Raw genomic sequence first — 3,449 nt, 5'->3', positions numbered from 1 at the left:
CCTGCCTAATGCTCTGTTTTTCCGAACCGTTCCCCCCATGAATATTTTTCCGTTCATGGCAATATAAACACCGGGGCAAGCCTTTTGAACCGCGCCCAGGGCACAGCCGATATTAAAAACCGCGTCCGTGGCACTGAACACGGCAGGAAGAAGAGCGCCCGTGAGCACAACGGTTTTACCCTTTGCGCCGCCATGGGCGATGATATGCCTGGCTGTTTCGGGCATGGTATCTGTTCCGTGGGTGATAATAATCATCCTGCAGGGGTCTGCCGCAACGGTTTGGGCGATACGTTCCCTGTCCTCATCTGTTAAATCAAGGCTGTCTTTACGCATGAGTGATGTAATGGTGTAAGGGAGTTGCAGGTTGAACTGGCGCAACACCTCAATGGCGTTGGGAGGCCCTACTTCATATTCACTTTTTGCATCAAAATAAATTTTATCAATGGTTCCGCCGGTAGCAATAATTGAAATTGTGTCCATGTGTGTGTCCCTCGTAAAGCCCATTATTTTTTTTGGAGAAAAATTTGAAAGTTTATCTGTTTTGTATGAATATTTCGATATAAAATCAATAATCGGCATGTTAACCGTTCGTAAAATGTGCCATTTATTTTCTTCAAATCCCTTAAAAAAGGTAAATAAACATGATAAACAGCAGATCAGGGAAAACAGATCAATGACACCAGCCATTAATACCGCCAGAAAAGCAAAAGTTGATTTTAGGATCCATTAACTGTTAATGACAAAAATATTGGAAAACTTAATGAAGAAAATAGAGTTGAAAAGAATTGTTGATTTAGCATTATGGTTTTTATTCTGTTTTATTCTGGGCACCGGGCTGATGATTCATTACAGGCTTGTGCCGGGCTTTCAGGGCGGTTCCGGCGCTAATTTTTTTTGGATATCCCGTCATGGATGGGGAAATATTCATTTCTGGGCTGCCTGCCTTTTCACTGCAGCGTTAAGTTTTCATCTTTATCTGAATTTGAGTACCATCAAGATGATCATTGCAGGCAAGTCAAGCCGGAAGGCCGCAATCCTGTTCGGCATTGGAATTCTGATTGTGCTGTTTTTTCTTATGTTTCCTGTATTCCAGGGACAAAACGGATATGGGGATAATAGAAATTATCACCGCGGACAGCAGGCCGATCATTTATTCAGATAGTGCAAAAGATTCTTTTTAACCCAATTCCAGTTAAGATATATATGGTAGATTGCAAGAATAACAACGACCCATCCGCATTTGTGAAGCAATTCAAATATCAAACGCGGCAGGAGATCATGAAGCGCTCCGGATATGGCTTGCATTAACAGAAAAATGAATAGCAATGGGTTAACTATCGTGAGTTGCTTTTGTTTAGTCATAAAAATAGTCTCCATATTTTATTTCTCTGATAATTTTTCCGGCAACCCTTCAACAAAAAGTCTGATTTCATCCCGGACACGTTTGTAAACAGCCAGCTTTTCATCTTCTGTAGTTAGATTTTTAATTAATTCCGGTGGGTTGTCAAAAGTTTGGCAAATAACATTTACCTCAGCTGAAAAGCTGGGGCATTTCTGCGCTGCTGTATCACATACCGTGATGACACAATCAATATCTTTTTGCAGAAAATCCTTAACTGCATGGGTTTCATGGCCAGATATGTCAACGCCTGCCTCTTTCATTACCTTAACGGCAAGCGGGTCAAGGGGGCCGGTGCTGATTCCTGCTGAAAAAGCGTTAATTTTATCCGGATAAAGGTAACGTGCCCAACCTTCAGCCATTTGACTGCGACAAGTATTCATTTCACAAACAAAAAGTACATTTTTTTTTGACATCGTTACCTACTCCGCTCTTAAAAGGTCTTTAACCAGAGAAATTTAAAATATACATAGCAAATAATTGTTAGGCGAGTATGAGAGAATTAACTTAACTGGAGATTAATTCTACGTTATCCGCATTCTACCGTCCCTGGCAAACAAGTCTTTAGTGGACACGTACATAATTGTGTACGGGTCATATTTATAATTGCTGTGCTGCTCTTTCAATTCTTGACTTTTCCCCGGATGGCGAATAGATTTACCCGATTCGCAATTTAACAGATTGAGCTCCTTGTTATTGAGCCCTTTCCAGGGGAGAAGAAATGCTATGCAACTTGAGGGATATTCGAAATTAAAGCGTATCCACTGACCACCCTGTCCAGTATTTCCACCCCCGTGTACACGGGATCTTTTTCCGGGGCACTGGCCCTGCGATCCATGATAAAGGTATCCCAGGCCATTTCCCAGGTCAATTATGTCATCCATTCCGGCGAAGGGGTGGTGTTTAATGCCCAAAATAATGACGCAGAAAAATAAACCAAACACCGTTTTGGTGATCATTGCCATGGCAGCCGAGGCTGCACCATGTATTGAAGCCCTGGGTCTGAAACCCGAGGAAGATGTGTTTGACCGGCGCCTGCCCATGAAGGCCTATTGCGGCCATCGGGGCGGAATCCGGCTGATGCTGGCCACCAACGGTATTGATCCCCGGTTCGGCGTGGACCAGGTCGCAACCCAGCCGGCTGCCGTGTCTGCCTATGCCGCCATTCAGCGGTTTGACCCGGATATGGTGATCAACGCGGGCACAGCCGGCGGATTCAAACGGGCCGGACTTGAAATCGGGGAGACTGTGATCTCCCGGGACAGCCTCAAATTTCATGACCGGCGTATCCCATTGGCCGGATTTGACGCATACGGCATCGGCAGTTACCCCTGTGCGGACATGGTACAGATGGCAGAGGCGCTCGGGTTGAAAACAAAAGGGATATCAACGGGTAATTCCCTGGATATGACCCCCACGGATTTGGAAATGATTGAAAAAAACCATGCAGCCATCAAGGAGATGGAAGCGGCTGCCGTGGCCTGGGTGGCCTGGACCATGGAAAAACCGTTTATGGCACTTAAAACCATTTCTGATTTTCTGGATTCTCCCGAAAAGTCGGAAAAGCAGTTTTCCAGGAATCTGGTCCAAGCCGCGAAAAATTTAAGCTGCCAGTTGACCCGTGTTCTCGATTACCTGGACAGCTTAGGCAAATCCTAATTACCAAACAGGCTCTAATTGGGGATATCATAATTTGTTGTGGGCTTGGGGCCCATGTGAGTTGTATCGAATTTAAACGTATCAATACCGGGAGCGGGAATGAAAAAGAACACCATACTATTATCGTTGATTATTGCGTTGATATTAACCCTGAGCGGCTGCCGCGTTGATTTTGATTCAGACGATCCGCAATCTGAAACCGACAACATGAAAACCATAACCATCGGCGCACTTCTTCCTTTGACAGGAACCTGGAGCGAGCCTGGCCAGGGTGCAAAAAAGGCCCTTGATGTAACCCTTTCCATGGTAAATTATTTTCTGGAACCATCGGAACAGAAATTTGAACTAGATATACGCGACACCCAAAGCAATGGTGAAAAAGCCCTGCAGG

Annotated in this window: 6 protein-coding genes; 3 read left to right on the top strand and 3 right to left on the bottom strand. The window is 44.8% G+C overall.

What is annotated here, in order from left to right; translation table 11 throughout:
• Positions 1–480, bottom strand: a 480-nt coding sequence (locus tag AB7U36_RS20880; protein WP_428161553.1) for an asparaginase domain-containing protein, incomplete at its 3' end; no start/stop codon positions are given.
• Between the two features lie 280 nt (positions 481–760).
• Here AB7U36_RS20880 and AB7U36_RS20875 point away from each other — a divergent pair.
• A complete protein-coding gene (locus tag AB7U36_RS20875) occupies positions 761–1,162 on the top strand; it encodes a DUF4405 domain-containing protein (protein WP_428161552.1) in 402 nt (133 codons plus the stop codon).
• A gap of 218 nt (positions 1,163–1,380) precedes the next feature.
• Here the strand turns inward: AB7U36_RS20875 and AB7U36_RS20870 are convergent, their stop codons facing one another.
• Together AB7U36_RS20870 and AB7U36_RS20865 are read right to left on the bottom strand one after the other, a co-directional pair.
• Entirely contained in the window at positions 1,381–1,815 is a 435-nt protein-coding gene (locus tag AB7U36_RS20870; protein ID WP_428161551.1) for an arsenate reductase ArsC, read from the bottom strand.
• A gap of 308 nt (positions 1,816–2,123) precedes the next feature.
• Positions 2,124–2,270, bottom strand: a complete 147-nt coding sequence (locus tag AB7U36_RS20865; RefSeq protein WP_428161550.1) for a hypothetical protein — start codon at positions 2,268–2,270, stop codon at positions 2,124–2,126.
• Positions 2,271–2,305: 35 nt separating this feature from the next.
• Here AB7U36_RS20865 and AB7U36_RS20860 point away from each other — a divergent pair, with 35 nt between their 5' ends.
• Both AB7U36_RS20860 and AB7U36_RS20855 read left to right on the top strand, forming a co-directional pair.
• On the top strand, positions 2,306–3,058 hold the full coding sequence (locus AB7U36_RS20860; RefSeq protein WP_428161549.1) for a hypothetical protein: 753 nt from the start codon (positions 2,306–2,308) through the stop codon (positions 3,056–3,058).
• A gap of 99 nt (positions 3,059–3,157) precedes the next feature.
• The coding region (locus AB7U36_RS20855; protein WP_428161548.1) for an ABC transporter substrate-binding protein at positions 3,158–3,449 on the top strand (292 nt) is incomplete at its 3' end.

It is taken from the genome of Desulfobacter sp. (assembly GCF_050177295.1).
The sequence above is the reverse complement of the archived record's forward strand: the minus strand, read 5'-3'. Positions and strand labels throughout refer to the sequence as shown.